The sequence below is a fragment of the Streptomyces glaucescens genome (genome assembly GCF_002154375.1).
Lineage (GTDB): Bacteria > Actinomycetota > Actinomycetes > Streptomycetales > Streptomycetaceae > Streptomyces > Streptomyces glaucescens.
Genome location: NZ_MUND01000444.1, coordinates 1 through 1,390, shown reverse-complemented (window position 1 = coordinate 1,390; position 1,390 = coordinate 1). Strand labels below are relative to the sequence as shown.

At 71.8% G+C, this 1,390-nt stretch carries 2 protein-coding genes; both read left to right on the top strand.

The window, feature by feature from the left end:
- Nucleotides 1-473: 473 nt before the first annotated feature.
- On the top strand, nt 474-908 hold the full coding sequence (locus CCN42_RS26710; RefSeq protein ID WP_245877469.1) for a hypothetical protein: 435 nt from the start codon (nt 474-476) through the stop codon (nt 906-908).
- Between the two features lie 140 nt (nt 909-1,048).
- The coding region (locus tag CCN42_RS26705; RefSeq protein WP_281259535.1) for an RNA polymerase sigma factor at nt 1,049-1,390 on the top strand (342 nt) is incomplete at its 3' end.

Genomic DNA, 1,390 nt, shown 5'->3' with positions numbered 1-1,390 from the left:
GTCCTGCTCAGACCGACACCTTTCCTTTGACGGGCCATGTTCGGCCGGTTCACTGCGCACGGAACCCTTCCACGCAGGTGGGCCTCTAGGGGGTGTCGTCAAACTCCCGTCTGCCCCGCGACGCCCGGCACGTACTCTCGCCGCACCGGACGAAAGCCCGAGTACGCCCAGTACGCGGACTTCCGCCCGGCGCGCCGAGAGCACGCACCGGACGCCGCAGGGCCGTCCTGCGGACGACCACGGGGAGCGACAACCCCTAGGCACTCGGTCCGCGCACCGGTTCGATGCCGAGGCGCGGCGTGCTCGCGCGGACCACCTACGACGCCCGAGAAGCCGAAAGGTTGTACGGGGACCGTGATGTGTCCGTGTGCGAATGGACACATCCGCCACCCGTGATGTTCGTGACGGACCGTCCGCTTGGTCATCCGGGAGAGCCGGAGGGGGACTCTCCCCGTGACCGAAGGGACGGGCTCATGAACGGGGCGGACCACACCGCAAGGCCGGGTGCGAGGGAGATGCGCCCGTACACCCGGGCCTTCGTCGCCCGCGTCACCGCCCGCAACCGGCTGCCGCTGGACTTCTCCGTGGCCAGTCTGCGGGTGGTCGACTTCCTCATCGACGGGCTGCGCAAGGGCGGCGCCGAACGGGAGCGGGTGGGCGAGACGCTGTTCGGACTGGGCGCGTACGTCGGCGAGGTGCTGGTGCGCCGCGCGGGTGCCGTGTGGGTGGACTTCGACGCCCAGCAGAGCGCGTACTTCGGTCAGCACGTCGGAGTGCGCATGCCCGACGGCCGGGTCTGGAACCCGCTCGGCAAGGTCCACAACCGCTTCGACAGCGGGAGCCCGGAGGAGTCCCTCCAGACCTTCTACCTGACCCTGCACGGGAGGCCGCGCAGGGCGGTGGCGTGAGCCCGGCCCCGGCCGTCGGCCGCTGATCCCCTGTGACATTTCTGTGCGGACCGGCGCTGATGACCGTGGGGGATGTGGGCAAGGGCGGTCGTGTCCCCCGGTTCGGATCCGCCACAGACCGGTTAGGGCGAGGACAGTTCTTGGGCCAGGGAGGGGAACCCCGCCGCGCGCAGGCGTACGACGGGGAACTGGGCGCGGCCGTCGCGCGGGCCCAGGAAGGTGACGAGGCCGCCTTCGCGGTCGCCTACCGGCTGGTGCAGCCCGGGCTGCTCGGCTACGTGCGCGGGCTCGTCGGCGACGACGCCGAGGACGTGACGTCCGACGCCTGGCTGGAGATCGCCCGCGACCTCGGGCGGTTCAAGGGGGACGGGGCGGGCTTCCGGGGCTGGGCCGCCACCATCGCCCGGCACCGGGCGCTGGACCATCTGCGCCGGCAGCGGGTACGGCCCCGCTCGTCGGCGCTGGAGCAGGACGTACTCGAC